The organism is Pseudomonas sp. MWU16-30316 (assembly GCF_020515645.1).
In the GTDB taxonomy this organism is placed as follows: domain Bacteria; phylum Pseudomonadota; class Gammaproteobacteria; order Pseudomonadales; family Pseudomonadaceae; genus Aquipseudomonas; species Aquipseudomonas cerasi.
In genome coordinates, this window is record NZ_JAIZAZ010000001.1 from 896,743 (window position 1) to 919,708 (window position 22,966).

A 22,966-nucleotide genomic window follows, 5' to 3' on the forward strand; every position below is an offset into this window, starting at 1 on the left:
TTTGAATCGGTCAGAAACCGCCACCACCTGACCGAAAGGCTGGAGTTTGAGCGTTCGCTAGTGGCAAGGGAAGTGTATTTTGCCTGGAGGTGTCAAATAGCTACATGGTGAGGAAAGATCACTGTTTAAAAGTCAATTAAATGACAGAAACAGTGCTAAAGCCTGTTCAAAAATATGACGATATATAATTCAACACACGTTAAATAACCGGGGCAGGGTGTCTGGGTGTTTGCAGACACACTGCCCGGCGAGTTCAATAAAGCGACAGTCAGGCGGTTATAACGGTGCCTTGTTTTTCTGAATGCTGGTCATCCATGCGACGGCAATGGACAGCAGCGCAACAACAGCGGCGACATACCCTACGGCACCCAGGCCCAGGTGCTCGATGGTAAGGCCTCCGATGATCGAGCCCAGGCCGATGCCGGCATTGGCGGCCGAGACATTCAGGGTCCCTGCCAGTGCCTGGGCCTGAGGCGCTGCTTTCATCACCCTGATCTGGCAGATTGGAAACAGCGCCGTATGCGCGATGCCCCAAATCACCAGCACCACGGCCAGCAGCGGCATGGAGCCTGCGGCGGGTACGCTTGCGGTCATGCCCAGTGCGAGCAGCAGCGCAAAGGCCATGGTCGAGCCGAGGGGGCTGCGGTCCACATAACGTCCCCCCAGTGCATTACCGATCAGGCCGACCGCGCCGAAGCCCATCAACCACCATCCCACTTGAGCCGATTCGATGCCTGCGATGCGTTCCAGCGTGTCAGCCAGGTAGGTATAGGCACCGAACATGGCCGTGAACAGCAGGATGGACAGCAGCAGGTTGGAGAGGAAAAACGGATCCCGGAGAATTTTTGCCTGCTCGGCGAGGCCGACCTTTGCAGTAGGTTCGATACGGGGCATCGACAGTGCCAGCAACAGGGCCATCAACGCTGATAGCAGCGTCAGCGCCCAGAATGCGCCGCGCCAGCCCACGGCATCGGCAAATACTGTACCCAGCGGAATACCGAACAGCATGGCAGCCGAGATGCCGAGGTACACCTGCGCAACGGCCTTGCCGGCGCGCTTGGGTCCGGCCAGCAGACTTGCCGTTTCACTGGCCGTGCCCCAGAACACCGGCAAGGCCAATGCCGGAATGAACCGCGCCAGCGCCAGCACCCAGATGTTGCTCGACACCGCCGCCAGTGCGTTGGAGGCGGCGAAGATCAGCAGAATGACGATGAACGTGCGCTTGCGGTCCAGGTGCGAGAGCATGGCCGTCAGCGGTGGGCCAAAGAGCATCACCGTGAAGGCGAACAGCGTCACCAGCAAACCGGCAGTTGATATGGAAATTCCCAGATCGCGGGCCATTGAAGGCAGCAGACCGATAATGAGAAATTCTGTGGTGACGATCACGAAGCCGGCCAGGGCCAGAATCGCGATGGACAAACCGGCACCGGTCGAGCTTTCGCTGCGGGTGCCGGCAGCAGTGGTTTCCAGAGAAGGCATGGTACAGACCCCGTAAAAAATAAGTCCGCCAGCTTATTGCAGAAAAGAATTCCTATCTTTGGTAAATTTTCCCTGCATTATGGATTGAATTTCACTAATCGAGGTTTCATGTGCTGTCGACTGACCGCCTCAAAGGTATCGAAACGTTCGTTGCCGTTGCCAACGCGGGAAGCTTTACCGCAGCCGCTGAACGCTTGAACCTGACCAATTCTGCGGTCAGTAAAAGTGTGGCGCGCCTGGAAAGCCGTCTCGGCATGCGCCTGTTCGAGCGGACTACTCGCAGTCTGGCGCTGACGGAGGAGGGCGCGGCCTATCACACCGTGTGCGTGCGGATGCTTGCCGACCTGGAGGCTGCTGAAACTGCGCTGGCGGCTCAACGCACAGAGCCCGCCGGACAATTGCGCATCGATCTGCCTGCGACCTTCGGCCGTTTGCATGCGCTGCCGTTGATTCTTGCCTTCACCGGGCAGCATCACAAGTTGCGCCCGCGAATAACCTTCACCGACCGTTTCGTCGATATCCTTGAAGAGGGCATCGACCTGGCCGTGCGTATCGGTGGTCCACGGGTCTGGCCCGCAGGCGTCGCGCACCGGTATCTGGGCACCGAGCGGGTGATCTTCTGCGCTGCACCGGCGTATCTGCAGCGTCACGGCACCCCGCATACGTTCGAGGACCTGGCCAGTCATGCCTGCATTCTGTTTGGCCGTGGCGATGGCAGTACCAGCCCCTGGCTGTTTGTCGATGAGCAGGGGCAGCGGGAGGCACGCGCTGTAGAAGCACGACTGGTTATCGGCAACGCAGAGGCCCAGGTGGCAGCGGTGACGTCGGCATGGGGAATTGCCCAGCTGGCAACCTGGTTGATCAGGGAGCAGCTGCAGCGCGGCGAATTGGTGGAGATCCTCCCGCAACTGGCCACCGATGGCCTGGCCTTGCACCTGGCCTGGCCGCGTAACCGCGAGTCCCTGCCCAAGGTGCAGGTGCTGGTCGAGCGGTTGTCAGAGGCGTTGCGGGTGGACTGAGTCGTATCGGACCGGCTGACCGGTCCGCGCAGATCACTGGCCGATGACAGTCTTCACCAGCGCAGCATGCTCTTTCGGATTCTTTGCATTGGAGACCACGTTCAGCACCGCTGCGCGGGTACCCGATGCAGCGACGATCGATGTGCTCAGCACCTGGGCGTCGCTCATGGTCGCTGAGGTGTCCAGCTGGCGCACACCAAGACCGTTCTTCTTGACGATCTTCTTGTCACCCAGTTTTTTGAAGTCTTTGTAGCCGGTACTCTGCTGGGCAAGGATGCCGGTGACCAGTCCATCAAGTACTACACCGTCGTTATCGCTGGCCTGCACGCCCATTGGCATCGGCGTTTCGGTAACGATCAACACGCGCTTTTCAGCCGCATTGGTGTACAGCGACCCCGTCACACCCTGGGCCTTGGCTTTTGCGTCAATCTCGGGCATCTCGCCCTGTACGTAGCCCGCAGGAATGGTGAAGGTCAGTTTGCCGCCCAGCAGTGAAGCGTTTTGCACCGCAGCAGCGGTGGGCGCAGCAGCCTGCGGCTTGGTGGCAGCCTGAACGCTGACCATGCTCTGACATGCTGTCAGTGCGACACACACAGCGATTGCCTTGAAACCGAAAGAACGCATGGAAATTCCTTTTTTGTCTGTTAATGACACAGGCGTTTGCGCCTGAGGCATGTGAGTGACCGGGCAGGTAAAAGTGCCCATAAAAAAACGACCAGTCCGATCACTCAGGCTGGCCGTCGTTTTGCTGCGTTACGCTTATTCGGCGATTTGCAGTTTGCGCGACTCGGTGTAGACGTAACGCACTTTTTCATACTCGAACGGCGAGTTGAGCTGGCCGTAACGGAAGCTGGTGACGTAACGGCGATCAATGGCGCGCAACACGGTGATTTCCGGATGGTCGTTGCTGACTTCGGCCACGTTCAGGAAGTTGATCTGGTTTTCAGCCGTGTAGTCGAACAGCATGCCACCGGTGTCACGCAGGTTCGATGGACCGAACAATGGCAACACCAGATAAGGCCCTGCAGGCACACCGTAGAAGCCCAGCGTCTGGCCGAAGTCTTCGCTCTGACGCGGCAGGCCCATCATGGTCGCCGGGTCCCACAGACCGGCGATGCCGATGGTGGTGTTGAGCAGCAGACGGCCAGTGGTGTCCAGCGAGCGCTCGCCCTTGAACTGCAGCAGGCTGTTCAGCAGGTTGGAGACATCGCCCAGGTTGCTGAAAAAGTTGCTCACACCGCTGCGCACGAAGCCAGGGGTGATGTAGCGGTAGCCGTCCACGACCGGCAGGAATACCCATTCATCGAAACGGTAGTTGAAGTGGTAAACCCGGCGGTTCCAGGATTCCAGCGGATCATAGACTTCCAGTGCGTTGATGGAGGCGCGCTCGAACTCACGCTGATCCAGCCCCGGGTTGAATTGCAGCGACTTCAGCGGCTGGGTGAAACCGTCAGCATCGGTCTGACGGGCCACAGTGGCCGGGTGCTGAGCCTTGTTGCTGGTATCCGCGTCAGCGGCCTGGACTGTGCCGGCACAGAGCAGAGCGGCAAGAAGTAAAAGACGTTTAGCCACGGAAAAACTCCAGCATGGCGTCGGTGTTGACGCGGTAATTAAGGTTGCCGCAATGCCCGCCGTACGGGTAAACGGTCAGGCGATCGCCAAAGGTCTTGCGCAGGAAGCCGAGGTCACCCGAGCCCAGAATCACGTCGTCGGCGTTGTGCATGACGGCAATCTTGGTGTTGCTGTGCAGGTAATCTTTTAGGGCGTAGAGGCTGACCTGGTCGACCAGTTGCAGAAGGCTACCGCCGTCGGTGCGTGCGCGCCACATCGGGATGACCTGTTCGGTCAGGTAGCAATCGAAGTCGCACTGCAGGGCACGCTTGAGGAATGGCGTCAGACTGGTGCCTTCGGTGATCGGGAATTTCGGTGGCGTGATCAGACCGCGACGGTTGATCAGGTCGGAGGTGAACGCGATATCCGCCGACGAGAAGCGGAACGAGGTACCGATCAGCATCGCCATCTGTTCATTGGTCAGGTGCTGCTTGGACTGCTGGAAGTCGAACAGCAGTGCATCGTTGAGGTCGATGTAGCCCTTCTGGCGGAAGTAGCGAGTCAGCTTGGCCAGCACCAGTTCATAGAACGTAGTGGTGTTGTTGATGCCCTTGACGTTGGTTTGCACCAGTTTGTCGAGGTTGCTGATCGAGGTGTAGAGATTGACCGGCGGGTTGAGCAGCAGGACTTTCTTGAAGTTGAAGCTGCGACGGGTTTCGTCCAGCTTGCTGACGAATGCAGCATTCAGTGCGCCGAGGCTGTAACCGGTCAGGTAATAGTCGGTTACCGGCAGTTGCGCCTGCTGAGCCCGAATGGCCTGCATGACGCGATAAATGTCTTCTGCGTCGTCGGTGGAGACGCCGGGAGTCGCAAAGCGCGAGGCCGAGCTCATGAAGTCATAGCTGGTGGGCGAAGACAGCTGCACGACGTGGTAGCCCGCGCCGTAATAGAGCTTTTTCAGGAATTCATTGATGGTGCTGTTATACGGCGCGCCGGTGCCGGCGATCAGGAAGATCAGCGGTGCAGCGTGGTCCTGTTTGGCCAGGCGATAGTGCAACTTTTTCACTGCCCAGAAGTTGTCGGGCAGGGTGAACTCGCGCTCGGGATGCAGGTTCAGGGTGTAGACATCCTGATCGATATCTTCATCGTCAGGCAGGTCGGGGCGCAGATCGGGCGGTGTGGTCGCAATGGTCGCTTCAAACGGATTAGTCAGCGGGTAGCCATAGGTGGCGGAGTCGACATTGGTTGCCAGAGCGGACGCACTTAAACACAAGCCACCTATAACGGTGGCGAGGCGCAGAAAACGGAGCATGACTAAATCCCTTGGGAAAGAAGTGCTGATGAGATACGCAGGCTATGACCAAGGTGTAGTGCCAAAGTGCCCCATCCACCGGTTAACCCTGTAAATATGACGGAACAATACACGTTCTTTGGATTTTGCAATGCAGATATGCGGTTTATTTTTGCATGGCTAGTGTATTTGCTGCCCCGGCGCGACGTTTGCACGGGCTGGGAAAGGTAGGCAGGCCCTGGCCTGGCGGCGAATTTTCCGGCTTGCGGAAAGCACAAAGGAGAGCCGTAGCTCTCCTCCAATGTGGTTCACGTGCTCTTTTTATTGTTATAGGGCGGCCTGTTATTGTTGTTGGCGGCCAGTCCCTTTACAGCGTTGTTGTGCGACCCCCATCCGGGGTCAAGAGCAAACGTATTTTTTTGAGCGCTGATTCGCTTTAATCACCTGTCTGCACAACGGGTTGATCCCACCGGTTCTGGAGCTACCTGACGGTAGTTTTATTGTTCTCGGTCCGGTCGCGAGGCCTTCCATTGAAAGGTCCCTGTAAAGCGGGTCCACTCCAAAAAAATCTGTTAGCTGCGCCTCTGTCCGTTTTGTTCTTGTTGTGTCAGAGCCGTTACGTCTTATTTTTATTGGTTTGCTGCATCATTTCTTGTTTTTGTTGTACCAGAGATATAGCAGGACCCGTGCCAGTTTTTGAAAATCCTTTTAAATCAGCTATTTATGAATTCTGATGATTGTCGGTTAGTCAGAGAGCCGGAAAAAATGTTTCCGTGTTACCCGTTCACGGTGGTGATCGTAAACCTGCGGTAACACATCGTGTTTCCTTCGCAGTATGAGCCGGAATGGTGCGCCGCAAGTCTCTGTCGTCTATACGACGATGGTATGGGGTTCGGCGCTCGCCATTGGACACAACGGTGCGTCTCCTGCCGTTGATGGCTGGATCGAGGCGTTTTTCGCTGTGCGTTGTCGTTGATGGCTCGATGTTGTCGTTTCCCATTGCCCCGGTGTCGCAGACAGAGCATGCCCGCCTGGCCGGCAGGTCGATGATCAGTGTGGCGTTGTAGTGCGTTTGATTGCGCGCGGCAGCGATAAAAACGTGCAAGGCGCCGCGTGCCCCAAGGTCGGGCGCGGGGCGGTCTGGAGAACAACGTTAACCATGCCCCGACACCCGTCGGTGCAGACTTCCGGGGAAGCGACAATGATGATGCGAAAAATACTGGGGGCGGGTGCCGCTCTGGTACTTGCGGTCAGCTCCACGCTGGCGGTTGCTGAAACCAAGACCCTGACCATCGGCTATGTGGAAGGCTGGTCCGACAGTGTCGCCACCACCTTCGTGGCCTCCGAAGTGATCAAGCAAAAGCTTGGTTATGACGTCAAGTTGCAGTCTGTCGCTGCAGGGATCATGTGGCAGGCGGTGGCCACCGACAAGCTCGACCTGATGCTGTCTGCGTGGCTTCCAGGCACGCATGGCGAGTACTACGCCAAGTACAAGGACCAGGTCGTCAACTATGGCCCCAACTTCAAGGACGCCAAGATTGGCCTGATCGTGCCTGAATACGTGAAGGCCAAAACCATCGAAGACCTGAAGACCGATGCTTCCTTCAATAAGAAGATCACCGGGATCGATGCGGGCTCGGGCGTGATGCTCAAGACCGATCAGGCTATCAAGGACTATGGTCTGGACGGCTATAAACTGCAGGCAAGCTCCGGCGCAGGCATGATTGCCGAGCTGACCCGCGCCGAGAAGGCGAAGAAATCCATCGTCGTCACCGGCTGGGTGCCGCACTGGATGTTCGCCAAATGGAAGCTGCGTTTCCTCGACGACCCGAAAGGTGTCTACGGTGAGGCTGAAACCGTAGACAACGTTGGCAGCCTGGGCCTGGAGAAAAAAGCCCCTGAGGTCGTGGCCTTCCTGAAAAAATTCCAGTGGGCATCCAAGGATGAAATCGGTGAGGTGATGCTGGCGATTCAGGACGGTGCCAAACCTGAAGCTGCAGCCAAGGACTGGGTAGCCAAGCACCCGGACCGTGTTGCTGCATGGACTGCCAAATAGTCTCAAAGTGTCTGAACAGCCGTTCTCGAGGCCGTCTGGTGTTATCGCCAGACGGCCTTTTGTTTTCCTGCCCCGGAGTGTTTTCGGTGCGACCGACTGCCGGCGGGTCCAGGCCGTGCGAGAAGAGCTATCTGCAGCTAATGTCGTTCTAATACTAAGGTCGTCTGGAGTGCGCGCCGGACCCGACTAAAGTGCATTACGTGACATCTCATCTGTGCTGCGAGGACAAAAACAATGAACGACAGCATTTACCTCTCGATTCAAAACAGCCCGCGTTTCAAGGAGCTGGTATCCAAAAGAGAGCGGTTCGCCTGGATTCTCTCGGCGATCATGCTTGGCCTGTATGCGGCCTTTATTCTTTTGATTGCTTACGGACCCCATATTCTGGGGGCCAAACTGAGTCCCACTTCGACCATTACCTGGGGAATGCCGATAGGCGTAGGGCTGATCCTTTCCGCGTTTATATTGACCGCCATCTATGTTCGTCGTGCCAACGGTGAATTCGATGACCTGAATAACGCGATCCTGAAGGAGGCTCAGCAATGATCCGGCGCCTATCAGCAGCACTTGGCCTGGCCGCCTTCGCGCCGACCCTCTGGGCGGCAGACGCGTTGACGGGTGCAGTGCAGAAGCAACCCCTGAACGTCGCCGCGATCGTCATGTTCGTGGTCTTCGTAGCCTTCACGCTGTACATCACCTACTGGGCGTCGAAAAAGAACAAGACCGCGTCGGACTATTACTCCGCAGGTGGCAAGATCACCGGTTTCCAGAACGGGCTGGCGATTGCCGGTGACTACATGTCGGCAGCCTCCTTTCTGGGGATTTCCGCACTGGTCTACACCTCCGGCTACGATGGCCTGATCTACTCGATCGGCTTCCTGGTGGGCTGGCCGATCATCCTGTTCCTGATCGCCGAACGCCTGCGTAACCTGGGTAAATACACCTTTGCCGACGTGGCCTCGTACCGCCTCAAGCAAAAGGAAATTCGTACCCTGTCTGCCTGCGGCTCGCTGGTGGTGGTGGCGTTTTACCTGATTGCGCAAATGGTCGGTGCCGGCAAGCTGATCCAGCTGCTGTTCGGTCTGGACTACGCCGTTGCGGTGGTGTTGGTCGGGATCCTGATGTGCCTCTATGTGCTGTTCGGCGGCATGCTCGCCACGACCTGGGTGCAGATCATCAAGGCGGTGATGTTGCTGTCCGGTGCGTCGTTCATGGCGCTGATGGTCATGAAGCACGTCAACTTCGACTTCAACATGCTGTTCTCCGAAGCGATCAAGGTTCACCCCAAAGGTGAGGCGATCATGAGCCCTGGCGGGCTGGTGAAAGACCCGATCTCGGCGTTCTCGCTGGGTCTGGCCCTGATGTTCGGTACCGCAGGCCTGCCACACATCCTGATGCGCTTCTTCACCGTGAGCGATGCCAAGGAAGCCCGCAAGTCAGTGCTCTACGCAACCGGCTTTATCGGCTACTTCTACATCCTGACCTTCATCATCGGTTTTGGCGCGATCCTGCTGGTCAGCACCAATCCGGCGTTCAAGGATGCAGCGGGCGCCTTGCTGGGCGGTAACAACATGGCAGCGGTTCACCTGGCCGATGCGGTCGGTGGCAGTCTGTTCCTGGGCTTCATCTCGGCAGTAGCCTTCGCCACCATTCTGGCAGTGGTTGCCGGTCTGACTCTGGCGGGTGCTTCGGCGGTTTCCCACGACCTGTATGCCAGCGTCATCAAGGCAGGCAAAGCCAACGAGAAGGACGAGATCCGTATCTCGAAAATTACCACCATCGCCTTGGCGGTCGTGGCGATCTTTCTGGGTATTGCCTTTGAAAGCCAGAACATCGCCTTCATGGTGGGCCTGGCGTTCTCGGTCGCGGCAAGCTGCAACTTCCCGATCCTGTTGCTTTCCATGTACTGGAAAAACCTGACCACCCGTGGCGCCATGATCGGCGGCTGGATGGGCCTGATCAGTGCAGTGGTGCTGATGGTGCTGGGTCCGACCATCTGGGTGCAGATCCTGCATCACGAGAAAGCCATTTTCCCTTACGAATACCCGGCGCTGTTCTCCATCGCCATCGCCTTCGTAGGTATCTGGTTTTTCTCCATCACCGACAAGTCGAAAGCGGCAGAGGGCGAACGCGCGCTGTTCTTCCCGCAATTCGTCCGCTCGCAGACGGGGCTGGGTGCCAGTGGTGCGGTTTCGCACTAAGGTCAGGTTGTTGTGAACGAAGCAGCCTTCGGGCTGCTTTTTCATGGCCGATAAAAAACCCCGCTTGAAAAAGCGGGGTTTTTATTGGCTACATGCGCTGCTGCGTGGAGCAGCAGGTCATATCTTGCCGAGCAACACCAGAATCAGCAGGATCACCAGGATCGTACCGATGATGCCCGACGGACCGTAGCCCCAGCTGCGCGAGTGCGGGAATACTGGCAAACCGCCAACTAGCAGCAGAATCAGAACGATGATAAGAATAGTGCCGATGCCCATGGTGAGTTCCCTCTTTACATTAGTGTTAATTAACAGATGCAGTTGAAACGTCATGCCGGACGGTATGAAGTTGCCTGCTTGACTCATCGGACTCTGGGCGTCGGAGAAAGGTTCGATCTATTTTTAATAATTTATTACATATTTGAAAATCATTGAAAATCAGGGGTTTGTCGCATTTTTGTCTGACAATAACTCGGTCTTTTTTTGACCTGATGCGTTTGATTCAGTCTTGAAAATAATTGAACTAAACACCCTGGAAAGTCTCCGCGCGGCGTGAACTTTCTACCTGAGGCATGGCCCACAAGAGGACACCGTGATGATTTATCGAGTGGCGGCGGATGCCGTGGTCGTGTTTCATCTACTGTTCATTGTGTTCGTCCTGTTCGGCGGACTGCTGGTATTGAGAAGGCCCTGGCTGGCACTGCTGCACGTTCCTGCTGTGGCCTGGGGGACAGCGGTCGAGTTTCTGCACCTGTATTGCCCGCTGACACCGCTGGAAAACACCCTGCGCAGCAACGCTGGAGGGCAGGGCTACACCGGGGGCTTCGTGGAGCATTATCTGATCCCGCTGATTTACCCGGCCGGGCTTACGCCGGGCATACAGCTTTGGCTGGGCGGCATTGTCGTGCTGCTCAATGTGTCGGTGTATGGCCTGTTGCTGGTGCGGTATGTGACACGAGCGAGGCGTTCATAGGGCTGCGGTTTGCACCAGGCATTCAGCGTCTTGATGGTGGGGTTGTGGCGCTTCCACTGTGATTACACTCAGGCAACTCCTGCACATCACAAGGCTCTCGGCTATGCAAAACCGCATCATGATTACTGGCGCCGGCTCAGGTCTGGGCCGTGAAATTGCACTGCGCTGGGCGCGCGAAGGGTGGCGGCTGGCACTGTCGGACGTCAACGATGCAGGCCTGCAGGAGACCCTTGCGCTGGTACGCGAGGTGGGTGGTGACGGTTTTGTGCAGCGTTGCGACGTTCGCGACTACAGCCAGCTCACCGCGTTTGCCCAAGCGTGCGAACAGCGCTTTGGCGGTATCGACATCATCGTCAACAACGCGGGTGTCGCGTCCGGTGGCTTCTTCAACGAATTGTCGCTGGAGGACTGGGACTGGCAGATTGCAATCAATCTGATGGGCGTGGTCAAAGGCTGCAAGGCGTTCCTGCCAATGCTGCTGGCCAGCAAGGGCCGGATCATCAACATCGCCTCGATGGCAGCGCTGATGCAGGCCCCGGCGATGAGCAATTACAACGTCGCCAAGGCCGGGGTCGTCGCGCTTTCCGAGAGCCTGCTGGTCGAACTGCATGACCAGGGGGTTGGTGTTCATGTGGTCTGCCCATCGTTCTTTCAAACCAACCTGCTGGATTCCTTCCGTGGCCCTACGCCCGCGATGAAGGCGCAGATCGGCAGGTTGCTGGAGAAGTCGCCGATCACCGCCGCAGATATCGCCGACTACATCTTCAGGCAGGTGGGCGAAGGCGAATTCATGATCCTGCCCCACGAAGAGGGCCGTATGGCCTGGGACCTGAAGCGCAAACAGCCACAGGCGATGTATGACGAAATGACCGTCATGTGCGCCAAGATGCGCGCCAAGGCGCAAAAGGGGCATGCCTGACTAGCCCGGACGCTCCGCGTCCTCTTGCGACGCAGAGCATCGCGATCTGAATTCCCACGCTGGAGCGTAGGGAACGATCACCTCAACTATCGTGCGACGCTCCGCGTCGCGATCTGCATTCCCACGCTGGAGCGTAGGGAACGATAACCGCAACTATCGTGCGACGCTCCGCGTCGCATGCCTTTCCGGACGCTCCGCGTCCTCTTGAGGTTACGGCGTTGCCTGTTCAAGGTTATCAAGGTCATGACCGCACGGTTTTCTGGTAGGGTTGCGCGCATCTTTCAGCCCTGTCCTGAGAACCTTTCATGCTCAATTATCTGTGGTTCTTCCTCGCCGCCCTGTTCGAGATATTCGGCTGCTATGCCTTCTGGCTATGGCTGCGCCAGGGCAAGAGCGCGCTGTGGGTGATCCCTGCGCTGGCCAGCCTGACGCTGTTTGCACTGTTGCTGACACGTGTGGAGGCGGCTTACGCGGGGCGTGCCTATGCGGCGTATGGCGGGATCTATATTATTGCGTCGATCGCCTGGTTGGGGCTGGTCGAGCGGGTCAGGCCGCTGGGCACGGACTGGCTGGGTCTGGCGTTCTGCGTCCTCGGTGCGACCATCATTCTGCTGGGGCCACGTTGGGCTGCCTCCTGAGTAACCACCGCCGCGAACGAAATTTCCCACGGATTTGGCCGGAAAGTAAGACGTTTCCTTCAGTCTTTTCCGGTGCTGTCGCAGGACGTTACTGATTTGCCATCAGCGCATTGAAGCGCCACGTTTCGCCATGCACCCTGCCTCTTTTGCGCAACGCAAGGGTGGAAAAAATGCTGGTACTGATGCGGGAAATTGGCGAAACGTTTTCCATCGGTGATGACATCACCGTGCAGATTCTGGGGATCAACGGCAATCAGGTCAGGCTCGGGATCAATGCCCCGAAAGACGTCAAGGTGCACCGCGCCGAGGTCTACAAGCGCATTGCCAGGACGCTTTCGCAACAGGCAACAACGCCGCTTCAGTGAGCGGCGTTGTCAGCAAGCAATCTTATGGGCAGATGACCTGACTCGGCCTGTCGAAAACCCGACTAAGGCACCGTAGGCGTTATTCAAAAAACTCCTTGGGTACGTCGTGCTTGAGCATCAGCTGACACTGCTGGCTCTCCAGGTCGAAAAAAATCACCGCCTGGCCTTTGGTCAACGCATGACGCACGCGCAGTACCCGGGTTTGCAGCGGTGTTTCATCGCCATTATCGGTGCCCTCACGGGTGACGAAATCCTCGATCAGGCGAGTGAGGGTGTCAGGTTCCAGTTGGTCGTAGGGGATCAGCATGGCGGTTCTCGTGTCGATGAGCGGCGATGATAGAACTGCGGTGCCATGCACCGCAATTCACAGGGCCTCAACTCTCTTCGCGATTCTGCCCGATCAGGCTGTCGACCGGTGGCACGCGGGTATCGGATTCCATCTGCGCATCGTGCTCGATCTGATGGCTGAAGCGCTCCAGCGAGCTCTGCGCAGGCTTGGCATCGCTGGCGAATACCGGTGGGCTGAGCATGTAGGCACCGAGCAACTTGCTCAGCGCTGCCAGACTGTCGATATGCGTGCGCTCGTAGCCATGCGTCGCGTCACAGCCGAAGGCCAGCAGGGCGGTGCGGATGTCATGCCCCGAGGTCACCGCCGAGTGCGCATCACTGTAGTAATAGCGGAACAGGTCACGACGCACCGGCAGCTCGTTGTCCACGCCCAGCCGTAGCAGATGACGAGACAGGTGGTAGTCGTAAGGACCGCCCGAGTCCTGCATCGCCACGCTGACGGCGTGCTCGCTGGAGTGTTGCCCCGGCGCAACCGGTGCAATGTCGATGCCGACGAATTCGCTCACATCCCAAGGCAGCACACCGGCTGCGCCGGTACCGGTTTCTTCGGTGATGGTGAACAGCGGGTGGCAATCGATCAACGGCTCGGCACCGCTGTCGACAATGGATTTCAGCGCGGCGAGCAGTGCCGCCACACCGGCCTTGTCATCCAGGTGACGGGCACTGATGTGTCCGCTCTCGGTGAACTCCGGCAGCGGGTCGAAAGCCACGAAGTCACCGATGCCGATGCCCAGTGATTCGCAGTCGGCGCGGGTGGTGCAATAGGCATCCAGGCGCAGCTCGACGTGGTCCCAACTGATCGGCATTTCGTCCACGGCGGTGTTGAACGCATGTCCGGAAGCCATCAGCGGCAGAACGCTGCCACGGATTACGCCGGTGTCGGTGAACACGCTGACCCGGCTGCCTTCGGCAAAGCGGCTCGACCAGCAGCCGACTGCAGCCAGCGCCAGGCGGCCGTTGTCTTTGACTTCCCGAACACTGGCACCAATGGTGTCCAGGTGCGCCGATACGGCCCGGTCGGGGCTGTTCTGCTTGCCCTTCAGCGTGGCGCGAATCGTGCCGCGGCGGGTCAGTTCGAACGGGATGCCGAGTTCTTCGAGGCGCTCGGCCACGTAACGCACAATAGTGTCGGTAAAGCCGGTAGGGCTTGGGATCGCGAGCATTTCCAACAGAACTTTCTGCAGGTATTTCAGATCCGGATCGGGGATATTTGCAGGGGTCATGGATGCTCCTCATGGAACAGTTGCAAGCCACGTGCTGCAAAGGCTGATGCGCCATTTGCAGCCGTGCCCGCAGCTGCGATCAGATATGCACAGGCAGGCTGTGCGGAAACAACAGATCGACGAAACGTTCGGCGGTGGGTTGTGGTTCGTGATTGGCAAGGCCTACGCGTTCATTGGCTTCGATGAACACATATTCAGGCTGATCGGCGGCCGGCACCATCAGGTCCAGACCGACGACCGGGATATCCAGCGCCCGTGCAGCACGTACTGCTGCGTCGCTGAGCACCGGGTGCAGAATGGCCGTGACATCTTCCAGGCAGCCGCCGGTGTGCAGATTGGCGGCACGGCGCACGGCCAGGCGCTGATCCATCGGCAGAATATCGGCGTAGTCAAAACCGGCCTCGCGCACCGTGCGCTCGGTTTCCTGATCCATCGGAATGCGGCTTTCGCCATCCGTTGCCGCGGCGCGGCGTCGGCTCTGGGCTTCGATCAACTGTTTGATGGTGTGGCGACCATCACCAATGATTTCAGCCGGACGGCGTATCGCCGCAGCCACGACCTGAAAGCCGATCACCACGATGCGCAAGTCCAGGCCTTCGTGAAAGCTTTCCAGGATCACGCGAGTATCGAACTGACGAGCCTGTTCGATGGCGGCTTGCACGTCTTCGATAGTGCGCAGATCAACCGCCACGCCCTGGCCTTGTTCACCGTCCAGCGGCTTGACCACGATTTGCCCGTGCGCTTCGAGAAACGCCAGATTATCGTCTGCGTTGCCCGCCCTTTGCTGTTCGGGCAAGCGCAGGCCGGCGGCCTTCAGGGCACGATGTGTCAGGCTCTTGTCCTGACACAGGGTCATGCTCACTGCGCTGGTCAGATCACTCAACGACTCGCGGCAGCGGATGCGACGACCGCCGTAGCTGAGAGTGAACAGCCCGGCATCCGCATCATCCACCTGCACGTCAATGCCGCGCCGGTGGGCTTCCTCGACAATGATCCGCGCGTACGGATTGAAGTCCGCCTGCGGGCCAGGGCCGAGAAACAATGACTCGTTAATGCCGTTTTTGCGCTTGATGGCGAAGGTCGGCAGGTTGCGGAAATTCAATTTGGCGTACAGCGCCTTGGCCTGATCGTTGTCATGCAGCACCGACAGGTCGAGGTAGCTGAGGCCGCGACTCATGAAATGCTCGATCAGGTGCCGGACCAGTACTTCGCCCACGCCCGGACGCGTGCATTGCGGGTCGACGGCCAGGCACCAGAGGCTGCTGCCTTTTTCCGGGTCATTGAAGGCCTTTTGATGATTGAGGCCCATGACGCTGCCGATGATCGTTTTGCTGCCCTCATCCTCGGCCACCCAATACACCGGGCCACCTTCGTGGCGTGGGGTCAGCAGCTCGGGGTCGATGGGCAGCATGCCGCGCGCCAGATACAGGTTGTTGATGGCCTGCCAGTCACTTTCATTGTGCGCACGACGTATGCGGTAGCCGCGAAACACACGGTGCGCCGGGCGGTAATCGCTGAACCACAGGCGCAACGTGTCCGACGGGTCGAGAAACAACTGCTGCGGAGACTGCGCCAACACCTGTTGCGGCGCTGCCACGTACAGGGCGATGTCGCGCTCGCCGGGTTTTTCGTTGAGCAGGTCCTGAGCCAGCGCGGCCGGATCAGGGTAGGTATGACCGATCAGCAAGCGTCCCCAGCCACAATGCAGCGCCAGAGGGTCTGCATCTATCTGGCTGCCGTCTTCAGCGAGTCGTGCCTGCAGACGTTCGTACGAGGGCGACTGGCCGCGCAACAGGCGCTGGCTATAAGTCGTCGCGTTCTGTTTCATCGATCACAGTCCCTGTTCGCTGAGCCACAGGTTCAGCGCTGCCAGTTGCCACAGCTTGGAGCCGCGCAATGGCGTGAGCTGGCCCTCGGGGTTGGTCAGCAGCTTGTCGACCATGGCAGGGTTGAACAGGCCGCGGTCCTGACTGGAGTCGGTCAGCAACTCGCGTACCCAGCTAAGCGTGTCGCCCTGCAAGTGTTTGAGGCCAGGCACCGGGAAGTAGCCTTTTTTGCGGTCGATCACTTCCGAAGGAATGACCATGCGCGCAGCTTCTTTCAGCACCTGTTTGCCACCGTCGGGCAACTTGAATTTGCCGGGGATGCGAGCCGACAGTTCGACCAGACGATAGTCAAGGAACGGCGTGCGCGCTTCCAGGCCCCAGGCCATGGTCATGTTGTCGACACGTTTGACCGGGTCATCGACCAGCATCACCGTGCTGTCCAGGCGCAAGGCCTTGTCGACGGCGGCGCTGGCGCCTGGCTGGGCAAAGTGATCGCGAACGAAATCACCGGCGGCGTCATTGGCAGTGCGCCACTTCGGCTGCACAGTCTCGGCGTATTCCGCGTAGCTGCGGTCGACGAATGCGTCGCGGTAGGCCGCCACCGGATCGCTCGCGCCGTCGACTTGCGGGTACCAGTGGTAACCGGCGAACAGTTCATCAGCGCCCTGACCGCTCTGTACCACCTTGCAGTGTTTCGACACTTCACGCGACAGCAGATAGAAGGCGATGCAGTCGTGGCTGACCATCGGTTCGCTCATGGCGCGGAACGCCGCAGGCAACTGCTCGATGATCTCACGTTCCTGGATACGCAACTGGTGATGGCGCGTGCCGTAGTGCTTGGCGATCAGGTCGGAATACTGAAATTCGTCGCCACGCTCGCCGCCGGCATCCTGGAAACCGATAGAGAAGGTCGAAAGGTCCTCGACACCCACTTCGCGCAGCAGACCTACCAGCATGCTCGAGTCGACGCCGCCGGACAGCAGAACACCGACGTCCACGGCAGCACGCTGACGGATCGCTACCGCTTCACGCGTACTGTCCAGTACGCGGTCGCGCCAGTCTTCGAGGGTGAGATTTTTCTCGTCTTCGTGCGGGCCGTAGGGCAGGGTCCACCAGACTTTCTGTTCGACCTTGCCGCTGGCGTCGATACGCATCCAGCTGGCTGGCGGAAGTTTTTCGACGCCGGCCAGCAAGGTGCGCGGCGCAGGCACCACCGCGTGGAAGTTGAGGTAATGGTTGAGCGCCACCGGATCAAGCATCCCGCTGATGTCACCACCCTTGAGCAGGGCAGGCAGCGAGGACGCGAAGCGCAGGCGCTTGTCGGTTTTCGACAGATACAAAGGCTTGACGCCGAGGCGGTCACGGGCGATGAACAGATTCTTGCTGTCACGTTCCCAGATAGCAAAGGCGAACATGCCATTGAGCTTGGGCAGCATGTCTGCGCCCCAGGCGTGATAGCCCTTGAGCAACACTTCGGTGTCACCGCCGGAATGGAACTGATAGCCAAGGCTTTCCAACTCGGCACGCAATTCAGGGAAGTTGTAGATCGCGCCGTTGAAGGCCATGGACAGGCCCAGATTGCTGTCGATCATCGGCTGCGCCGAGCCATCCGACAGGTCCATGATTTTCAGGCGACGATGACCAAGGGCAACTGGCCCCTGACTATGAAACCCCCACGCATCCGGGCCGCGAGGCGCCAGCTCATGGGTAATGCGTTCAACAGCGGCTAGGTCCGCTGGTTGATGGTCGAAACGTAATTCACCTGCTAATCCGCACATAAGTCCTTACCGGGTTTCCGTTGGGGAGGTGACTGAGAAAGTGCAGTCACCCAGAAACTGACCCAGTGAGGGCATGGTAGTTTTAGATCAAAAAGTTATAAGCGTTTGTTTTCAGCTGGTTTGGCTGCATTGGCTGGCTCCCTCGTCGAGCCAGGCAAGCGCAGGCTAGTCTTCGCGAAATAAGTTGTGAAGGAATAAAAAAGATAACTCCGGGTGCCTTTTTTGTATTGTCTTAACATGCGCCCAGGGTTATATTTTTTTAAGTCGAATGACTGGAGGTGGGGGTGCAGAGCAGGCAATTGATAAAGGAGCTTGAAGCAGATGGATGGATTCTGGATCGTGTTTCAGGCAGTCACCATATGTTCAAGCATCCTGAAAAACTTCAGACAGTCCCCGTGCCACATCCCAAGAAAGACTTGCCATTCGGGACGGTGCGGGCCATCAAAAAGCTTGCCGGGCTGGTTTAGTCCAGTTTTGCCCTGATACCCTTTTGGAGAAAAAAATGAAATATCCAATGTGCATAGAATGGGGAAGCGAAACCACGGCGTTTGGTATCCAGATTCCCGATATCCCAGGTGCCGTAACCGCAGGCGATACGTTCGAGGAAGCCCACGCCGCGGCGGTGGAGATTGCTCATATCATGCTTCAGGAAATAGCAGCTGGTGGTGGAACCATACCCAAGGCCGGCACTGTTGCCGAGCACGCCAGGAATACCGATTTCGCCGGAATGGGCTGGGGCATGATCGAGATTGACGTAACGCCTTATCTTGGTAAGACGGAGAAGGTCAACGTCACACTGCCTGGTTTCGTGATCAAGCAGATCGATCGCTATGTACGGGATCACAGCATCAAGAGTCGTTCCACCTTCCTGGCCGACGCGGCGCTGGAAAAACTGGGCCGGGCATGACGGCTAATCGGAGCGCTCAATACCCGGTCATCTCCAGATACCCCACGCCTTCCTGACTCCCGCTGAACCTCACCGGCCCCTCCCAGTAGGGAATACTCACGCCCATCCAGGCGGCCGGATTCAGCGCATCGGTGGTGATGTCCAGGTTTCGGTCCGGGACCCTGACTCTCCAGCGGGTGGGCACTTTATGCTCGCCGATCACGGTTTCCTTTAATGGCTCCAGGCTGATCTCGTTGGCGTGCAGCATCCGGGTAGTGCCGTCGGCGCTTATCCAGTTACCGGTCAGGTAGGGGGCACCGTTCTTGTGGCGGATGCGATAGAGCATCAGGCGATCGCCATCTGCAAGTTGCAGCGAAAATCAGTCCCAGCCGCTCTGGTTGGCGGTCAGTGGCTGGCTGCTCCATTCCCGGTCCAGCCAGGCGTGGCCGGTGACCTGATAGGACTTGCCTTGTATTTCCACGCCGCCTTTGGCGTCGAAGAACGGCTGGCTGTAGTAGTACGACGCCTGGCCCGCCTCCGATTTCTGGCTGTAGCCCTGTTCACCCTGCAGCACCAGCGGTTTGCTGGATGTCAGGTTCAGGTCGTAGCGAAAGTCCTTGCCGCTGGCCTTCAGTTGCATGGCAGTCAGCGGATCACCGCTGCGGACATTGCTGGTAAAGGCCCAGTCATCGATCCACGCCGAGAACGGGGCCAGTGTCACGTCGGCCTGACCGATACCGCCGCGCGCATAACGCTCCGCCACATGATGGCCGCTGCTTGAAGTCGCCGCCGCATGGCCCAGCCAGATCGTGCCGTCATTCCAGCCGCTGCCGGTCTGTTGGCCAGGGCGCAGGGCATTGCGAAACAACGTCCACTGCACGCCGAACTGCTGGCCCGCGTCATCCTTGAGGGTGGCGGTGATGTACCACCACTCGATACGAAAGCCAGGGTGCTGGCCGTGGTCCTGTGGGAATGAAAAGACCTTGCCGGGTGTCACCTGCGCATAGCTGTCGGCCGTATTGCCCAGACCGGCGAAACCGCTTTCAGGCTGCGGTTTGTCGTCGCAAGCGGTGAGTAGCGCTGCGATGACCAGCGGCACCAGCCATTTACTGTTCATTGGCGAATGTCCTGATTAGATCCGCTGGACGACTACGGTACAGCCTCAGCAACGGCCAGGCCGAGGCCAGCAAAGTCGCCAGCATCGCCAGCGCCATCAATTGCAGCAGTTGCAGCGGGAACACCTGCAGCGGCAGGCGCCAGCCAAAGGCGCGAACGTTGATCACCGCATCCAGGCACCAGGCCAGCAGCAGCCCCAGTGGCAGCGCGAGCACCAGTGTCAGGACCGCCAGCAGCCAGGTCTGCCCCAGGTTGAGCAGCATCAGTTGCCGTCGCGTGACGCCCAGCGCCCACAACGGGGCGAGCTGCCCGAGGCGGCTCTGGCTCTGGGTCAGCAGGCTGATGAACAGCGCCACGCCAGCCACGCCCAGTGTCAGGCTGTTGAGTGCGGCAGTGGCGGCAAACGTACGTTCAAAGACCTGGCTCGACCAGCCCTTGAGCTGGCTTTGATCGATGATGTGATTGTCGTCCAGCTTGAAACGCGCTTGCAGCCGGGTGACCAGCGACGGGATTGTCGTCTGATCGACCCTCAGGTTGAAACGCACCGGCATCGATTGCGGCCAGTGGGCGAGCAGGTGCCGGGCATTGACCAGCAGATGGCCCTTGGGGTTGCCATAGTCGGCATAGATCCCGACGATGCGTGGGGTCCACTTGCCAGTGGGCACCGGGACATTCAGCGTATCTTCCAGCCCCAGTTGAAGGCGGCGGGCCAATTGTTCGCTGAGCATGACTGTGTCTTCATCGCGCAACAGATTCCACGGATCACCGGCGACGGATTCCAGCAACGCCCAGTGCTGGCGATAGGTGTCATGATCGATCACGCCAAACAGGTCCGCTGGCCAGCCCTGGACTTGCACCGGCACTTGCCAGTTGGGCAGCACGGCGCGGATATCCTGTTGCTTGCTCAGCCAGGTGTTCAGCGGCTCGGCCTGCTCCGGATTCTGCGGGCTGACATACAGTTCGGCGGTCAGGCGTTGCTCCAGCCAACTGTTGAACGTCTGACGAAAACCCGACGTCATGCTGCCTGCGCCGATGTTCGCGGCCATCGCCAGCAACAGGGCCATCAGCGCCAGACTCAGGGCGGGCAACTGTTGACGGCAATCCGCCAGAAACCATTGCCCAAGCACCGAGCGACTGCGCTTCAACAGACCGCCAAGCATGGCGTCCAGTAAAACCGGCAGGGCCAGTGCGGCACTGAGCAGCAGGGCGGACATCATCACAAACCCCAGCATCAGACTGGTGCCGAACGACAGCGCGCTCACGCCAACCACAACGCCCAGCACCGCCACCCACGCCTGACGCCGCAACCAGCGTGCATGGGCTTGCTGCCATGCCTGTGCATCGGCCAGCGCCAGCAACGGCAGGCGCGCAGCCCGCAACAGACTGTTGGCACCGGCCAGCAACGCGCCAAGCAGACTCAGGCCGATACCGCTCAGCCACCACCACAGACTGAGGTTCAACTGGCCGGCGACCTCCGCGCCGTACAAGCCGCGCAGGCTGGCCGCGACATCCGGCAATAACAGGCTGGCCAGCAAGTAGCCACTGACCACGCCAAAAATACCGCCCAACAGGGCCAGCGCACCTAGCTCCACGCCCAGCGCAGCTATCAACAGGCGTGCGCTGACGCCACAGGCACGCAAGTTACGCAACAGCCCACGGCGCTGTTCAAGGGCCAGGCCAATGGCCGCGTGGACAATGAACAGGCCGACGATGAAGGACAGCACCCCGAGCGCATTCAGATTCAGGTGGAAGCTTTCGGTGAGACGCTCCAGATTGTTTTCTTCGCCGCTTTTCTTGATCACCAGCAGGTCATTCAGGGCTGCCGGCAGCGCAGGGTTCTGCCGGGCAAAATCCTTGGCCAGCAGCATTCCGGACAATTGCCCCGGCTGGCCCAGCAACGGTTGCGCAAAGCCTATGTCCGTCAGCAAAACGCCGGGCGCCATGTCGGGTTTGGCGTGCAAGGGGGGCAGCGGAACACCGGTTTCGGTCAACGGCTGCTGGCCTTCTTCGAGCCCCAGCGCTTGCAGGGTCTGCGGTGCGATCCAGGTCATGCCCGGCGGCGTGAGGAAGTCCACGACCTGTTCGGCGTTCAGCGTCTGCCCGGCCAGTGCCGAGCCGGTCGGCAAGGTTACCGGCTCGATACCCATCAGTTGCAGGCGACGGTCTTCGCGCCCTTGAAGCACGATACGGCCTTGCAGCATGGGCGATACGGGCCAGCCTTCGCGGCGCAACTCGATAAACAATGCCTGCGGGAACAGCCCGCCGCTGCTGGCGGCGATACGGGTCTGCGGCTCGCCGCCAATCAGCTGGCTGGCGCGCTGGTAGCTTTCCCGCGCCTGGCTATTGAGCGCCTGCACACCGGTAAGCAGCGCGGTGGCCAGCCACAAGCCGGTCAGCACACTGAAAAACTGCACCGGATGACGGCGCCAATGGCTCAGCAGGGCGCGCAGCGTCCAATAGAAAACCCGCATCAGCGTTCGCCTTCGTCAGCCAGACGCCCCATATGCAGTACCACTTTACGCGACAGGCGCTGCGCGACGCGCGGGCTGTGGGTGACCATCAGCAGGCTGGTGGGGCTGTCGGCGAGAATATCCAGCAGCAGTTGCAGCACCTCGTCGCTGGTGGCTTCGTCGAGATTGCCGGTGGGTTCGTCAGCCAGCAGCAGGCCGGGTCGAGAGGCGAGGGCGCGGCCTATCGCCACTCGTTGCTGCTGTCCGCCGGAGAGTTGTTCGGGATAGCGATCCAGCAGTGCAGCCAGACCCAGGCGCTCGATCAAATGCGCCAGCCAAGCTGCATCTACGCGCCCGGCCAGTCGTGCCTGAAACGCCAGGTTGTCGGCTATCTTCAGGCTGCCGATCAGGTTGAACTGCTGAAACACCAGACCGATCTCGGTACGCCGCCAGTTGGCCAGCTGGCTTTCGTTCATCAGGTCCAGACGCTGGCCTGCAACCTCGATGCTGCCATCGTCGACCTGATCCAGGCCCGCCACCAAATGCAGCAAGGTGCTCTTGCCACTGCCGGACTCACCCATCAACGCCAGGCTTTCGCCCTGTGCCAGATGCAGATCGACACCACGCAAGACATCCAGCGGCCCCTGCGCCGTGGTGTAGCGCTTGAATACGTTTCGCACTTGCAGCATGAGCGGCTCTATATGCTTGACTGAGTTCAAAGAGTAGCGCCTGAGCGCAAGCGCGTCGCGACCAGATATCAGCTATCGTGCGACGCTCCGCGTCGTCATGCCGTTCAGGACGCTCTGCGTCCTCTTTGCTACGCAGAGCGTCGCGACAAGCATTCCCGAAC

At 59.1% G+C, this 22,966-nt stretch carries 21 protein-coding genes and 1 pseudogene; 10 read left to right on the plus strand and 12 right to left on the minus strand.

Annotated elements, in window-relative coordinates:
* Positions 1–276: 276 nt before the first annotated feature.
* Entirely contained in the window at positions 277–1,479 is a 1,203-nt protein-coding gene (locus LCH65_RS04165; protein WP_003363337.1) for an MFS transporter, read from the minus strand.
* Between the two features lie 110 nt (positions 1,480–1,589).
* Between LCH65_RS04165 and LCH65_RS04170 the strand changes: the two genes are divergently transcribed.
* Positions 1,590–2,498: a LysR family transcriptional regulator gene (locus LCH65_RS04170; RefSeq protein WP_003434308.1), complete on the plus strand. Its 909-nt coding sequence runs from the start codon at positions 1,590–1,592 to the stop codon at positions 2,496–2,498.
* A gap of 33 nt (positions 2,499–2,531) precedes the next feature.
* On the opposite strand, the gene LCH65_RS04175 is transcribed toward LCH65_RS04170, so the two are convergent.
* The 3 genes from LCH65_RS04175 to LCH65_RS04185 form a co-directional block, all read right to left on the minus strand.
* Positions 2,532–3,122 (minus strand): hypothetical protein, encoded by a 591-nt coding sequence (locus tag LCH65_RS04175; RefSeq protein ID WP_058397172.1) that lies wholly within the window; start codon positions 3,120–3,122, stop codon positions 2,532–2,534.
* Between the two features lie 135 nt (positions 3,123–3,257).
* A complete protein-coding gene (locus LCH65_RS04180) occupies positions 3,258–4,070 on the minus strand; it encodes a VacJ family lipoprotein (protein ID WP_003363329.1) in 813 nt (270 codons plus the stop codon).
* Positions 4,063–5,361 (minus strand): hypothetical protein, encoded by a 1,299-nt coding sequence (locus tag LCH65_RS04185; RefSeq protein ID WP_003363327.1) that lies wholly within the window; start codon positions 5,359–5,361, stop codon positions 4,063–4,065. Before LCH65_RS04185 ends, LCH65_RS04180 begins: the two co-directional genes overlap by 8 nt.
* Positions 5,362–6,541: 1,180 nt before the next feature.
* Between LCH65_RS04185 and LCH65_RS04190 the strand changes: the two genes are divergently transcribed.
* From LCH65_RS04190 to LCH65_RS04200, 3 genes are all read left to right on the plus strand, one after another.
* The gene (locus tag LCH65_RS04190) at positions 6,542–7,396 is read left to right on the plus strand and encodes a glycine betaine ABC transporter substrate-binding protein (protein ID WP_003434310.1); all 855 of its coding nucleotides are present in this window, start codon (positions 6,542–6,544) and stop codon (positions 7,394–7,396) included.
* Between the two features lie 234 nt (positions 7,397–7,630).
* Positions 7,631–7,942 carry a DUF485 domain-containing protein gene (locus LCH65_RS04195; RefSeq protein WP_003314526.1) on the plus strand — a complete coding sequence of 104 codons (312 nt, stop codon included), beginning with the start codon at positions 7,631–7,633 and terminating at the stop codon, positions 7,940–7,942.
* Positions 7,939–9,597: a cation acetate symporter gene (locus tag LCH65_RS04200; protein WP_003363323.1), complete on the plus strand. Its 1,659-nt coding sequence runs from the start codon at positions 7,939–7,941 to the stop codon at positions 9,595–9,597. The genes LCH65_RS04195 and LCH65_RS04200 overlap by 4 nt, the downstream gene beginning before the upstream one ends.
* A gap of 117 nt (positions 9,598–9,714) precedes the next feature.
* On the opposite strand, the gene LCH65_RS04205 is transcribed toward LCH65_RS04200, so the two are convergent.
* Positions 9,715–9,873: a DUF3309 family protein gene (locus LCH65_RS04205; protein ID WP_002552554.1), complete on the minus strand. Its 159-nt coding sequence runs from the start codon at positions 9,871–9,873 to the stop codon at positions 9,715–9,717.
* A 316-nt stretch (positions 9,874–10,189) separates the two neighbouring features.
* Here LCH65_RS04205 and LCH65_RS04210 point away from each other — a divergent pair, with 316 nt between their 5' ends.
* The 4 genes from LCH65_RS04210 to csrA all read left to right on the plus strand — a co-directional run bounded on the left by LCH65_RS04210 (position 10,190) and on the right by csrA (position 12,489).
* Entirely contained in the window at positions 10,190–10,567 is a 378-nt protein-coding gene (locus tag LCH65_RS04210) for a DUF2784 domain-containing protein (protein WP_058397170.1), read from the plus strand.
* Between the two features lie 103 nt (positions 10,568–10,670).
* A complete protein-coding gene (locus tag LCH65_RS04215; protein ID WP_003363320.1) occupies positions 10,671–11,486 on the plus strand; it encodes an SDR family oxidoreductase in 816 nt (271 codons plus the stop codon).
* 305 nt (positions 11,487–11,791) lie between these two features.
* A complete protein-coding gene (locus LCH65_RS04220; RefSeq protein ID WP_096104943.1) occupies positions 11,792–12,124 on the plus strand; it encodes a YnfA family protein in 333 nt (110 codons plus the stop codon).
* Positions 12,125–12,294: 170 nt separating this feature from the next.
* A complete protein-coding gene (csrA, locus tag LCH65_RS04225; RefSeq protein ID WP_003363316.1) occupies positions 12,295–12,489 on the plus strand; it encodes a carbon storage regulator CsrA in 195 nt (64 codons plus the stop codon).
* Positions 12,490–12,568: 79 nt separating this feature from the next.
* Here csrA and LCH65_RS04230 read toward each other — a convergent pair whose 3' ends face one another.
* The 4 genes from LCH65_RS04230 to LCH65_RS04245 all read right to left on the minus strand — a co-directional run bounded on the left by LCH65_RS04230 (position 12,569) and on the right by LCH65_RS04245 (position 17,664).
* Complete coding sequence (locus LCH65_RS04230) at positions 12,569–12,796, minus strand: YheU family protein (RefSeq protein WP_003314533.1); 228 nt, start codon at positions 12,794–12,796, stop codon at positions 12,569–12,571.
* A gap of 67 nt (positions 12,797–12,863) precedes the next feature.
* On the minus strand, positions 12,864–14,060 hold the full coding sequence (locus tag LCH65_RS04235) for an osmoprotectant NAGGN system M42 family peptidase (RefSeq protein WP_003412697.1): 1,197 nt from the start codon (positions 14,058–14,060) through the stop codon (positions 12,864–12,866).
* A 79-nt stretch (positions 14,061–14,139) separates the two neighbouring features.
* Positions 14,140–15,888, minus strand: coding sequence for an N-acetylglutaminylglutamine synthetase (ngg, locus tag LCH65_RS04240; RefSeq protein ID WP_054082162.1), 1,749 nt, complete (start codon positions 15,886–15,888; stop codon positions 14,140–14,142).
* Between the two features lie 3 nt (positions 15,889–15,891).
* A complete protein-coding gene (locus LCH65_RS04245; protein WP_024661722.1) occupies positions 15,892–17,664 on the minus strand; it encodes an N-acetylglutaminylglutamine amidotransferase in 1,773 nt (590 codons plus the stop codon).
* Between the two features lie 284 nt (positions 17,665–17,948).
* On the opposite strand from LCH65_RS04245, the gene LCH65_RS04250 reads away from it, so the two are divergent.
* Both LCH65_RS04250 and LCH65_RS04255 read left to right on the plus strand, forming a co-directional pair.
* Positions 17,949–18,131 carry a type II toxin-antitoxin system HicA family toxin gene (locus LCH65_RS04250; RefSeq protein ID WP_003434313.1) on the plus strand — a complete coding sequence of 61 codons (183 nt, stop codon included), beginning with the start codon at positions 17,949–17,951 and terminating at the stop codon, positions 18,129–18,131.
* A gap of 35 nt (positions 18,132–18,166) precedes the next feature.
* Positions 18,167–18,571 (plus strand): type II toxin-antitoxin system HicB family antitoxin, encoded by a 405-nt coding sequence (locus tag LCH65_RS04255; protein ID WP_058397167.1) that lies wholly within the window; start codon positions 18,167–18,169, stop codon positions 18,569–18,571.
* Between the two features lie 16 nt (positions 18,572–18,587).
* Here LCH65_RS04255 and LCH65_RS04260 read toward each other — a convergent pair.
* The 3 genes and pseudogenes from LCH65_RS04260 to LCH65_RS04270 form a co-directional block, all read right to left on the minus strand.
* Positions 18,588–19,667, minus strand: a pseudogene (locus LCH65_RS04260) (lipocalin-like domain-containing protein).
* The gene (locus LCH65_RS04265; protein WP_226439184.1) at positions 19,657–22,137 is read right to left on the minus strand and encodes an ABC transporter permease; all 2,481 of its coding nucleotides are present in this window, start codon (positions 22,135–22,137) and stop codon (positions 19,657–19,659) included. Before LCH65_RS04265 ends, LCH65_RS04260 begins: the two are co-directional and overlap by 11 nt.
* A complete protein-coding gene (locus LCH65_RS04270; RefSeq protein ID WP_003363300.1) occupies positions 22,137–22,805 on the minus strand; it encodes an ABC transporter ATP-binding protein in 669 nt (222 codons plus the stop codon). The genes LCH65_RS04265 and LCH65_RS04270 overlap by 1 nt, the downstream gene beginning before the upstream one ends.
* Between the last annotated feature and the right edge of the window lie 161 nt (positions 22,806–22,966).

Coding starts and splice junctions, on each gene's coding strand:
- LCH65_RS04165 (WP_003363337.1), bottom strand. CDS start 1,479: ATGCCTTCTCTGGAAACCACTGCTGCCGGCACCCGCAGCGAAAGCTCG.
- LCH65_RS04175 (WP_058397172.1), bottom strand. CDS start 3,122: ATGCGTTCTTTCGGTTTCAAGGCAATCGCTGTGTGTGTCGCACTGACA.
- LCH65_RS04185 (WP_003363327.1), bottom strand. CDS start 5,361: ATGCTCCGTTTTCTGCGCCTCGCCACCGTTATAGGTGGCTTGTGTTTA.
- LCH65_RS04190 (WP_003434310.1), top strand. CDS start 6,542: ATGATGATGCGAAAAATACTGGGGGCGGGTGCCGCTCTGGTACTTGCG.
- LCH65_RS04195 (WP_003314526.1), top strand. CDS start 7,631: ATGAACGACAGCATTTACCTCTCGATTCAAAACAGCCCGCGTTTCAAG.
- LCH65_RS04200 (WP_003363323.1), top strand. CDS start 7,939: ATGATCCGGCGCCTATCAGCAGCACTTGGCCTGGCCGCCTTCGCGCCG.
- LCH65_RS04205 (WP_002552554.1), bottom strand. CDS start 9,873: ATGGGCATCGGCACTATTCTTATCATCGTTCTGATTCTGCTGCTAGTT.
- LCH65_RS04210 (WP_058397170.1), top strand. CDS start 10,190: ATGATTTATCGAGTGGCGGCGGATGCCGTGGTCGTGTTTCATCTACTG.
- LCH65_RS04215 (WP_003363320.1), top strand. CDS start 10,671: ATGCAAAACCGCATCATGATTACTGGCGCCGGCTCAGGTCTGGGCCGT.
- LCH65_RS04220 (WP_096104943.1), top strand. CDS start 11,792: ATGCTCAATTATCTGTGGTTCTTCCTCGCCGCCCTGTTCGAGATATTC.
- csrA (WP_003363316.1), top strand. CDS start 12,295: ATGCTGGTACTGATGCGGGAAATTGGCGAAACGTTTTCCATCGGTGAT.
- LCH65_RS04230 (WP_003314533.1), bottom strand. CDS start 12,796: ATGCTGATCCCCTACGACCAACTGGAACCTGACACCCTCACTCGCCTG.
- LCH65_RS04235 (WP_003412697.1), bottom strand. CDS start 14,060: ATGACCCCTGCAAATATCCCCGATCCGGATCTGAAATACCTGCAGAAA.
- ngg (WP_054082162.1), bottom strand. CDS start 15,888: ATGAAACAGAACGCGACGACTTATAGCCAGCGCCTGTTGCGCGGCCAG.
- LCH65_RS04245 (WP_024661722.1), bottom strand. CDS start 17,664: ATGTGCGGATTAGCAGGTGAATTACGTTTCGACCATCAACCAGCGGAC.
- LCH65_RS04255 (WP_058397167.1), top strand. CDS start 18,167: ATGAAATATCCAATGTGCATAGAATGGGGAAGCGAAACCACGGCGTTT.
- LCH65_RS04265 (WP_226439184.1), bottom strand. CDS start 22,137: ATGCGGGTTTTCTATTGGACGCTGCGCGCCCTGCTGAGCCATTGGCGC.
- LCH65_RS04270 (WP_003363300.1), bottom strand. CDS start 22,805: ATGCTGCAAGTGCGAAACGTATTCAAGCGCTACACCACGGCGCAGGGG.